The following is a 313-nucleotide window of genomic DNA, read 5'->3' on the forward strand; positions in this document are numbered from 1 at the left end:
GCGCGTGGCTGGAGCGCAGATGCCAGTCGAGGCCGCGTTCCTCCGACCATTCGGCACGCTGGGCGAACTCCTGCCCCATGAACAGCAGCTTCTTGCCCGGATAGCCCCACATAAACGCATAGTAGAGGCGGAGATTGGCGAATTGCTGCCAGTCGTCACCCGGCATCTTCGCCAGCAGCGATCCCTTGCCGTGGACGACCTCGTCATGACTCAGCGGCAGGACGAAGTTTTCGCTGAAGCTGTAGACCAGCCCGAACGTGATCTCGCCGTGGTGGTGTCGCCGATGCACCGGCTCCCGCGCCATGTAGTGGAG

General features: G+C 62.9%; 1 pseudogene. It reads right to left on the reverse strand.

Annotated features, from left to right (window positions below):
• Nucleotides 1-313, reverse strand: a pseudogene (locus AC0IYH_RS30595) (1,4-alpha-glucan branching enzyme); the annotation flags it as partial.

Source organism: Pseudomonas sp. AC463 (assembly GCF_979253585.1).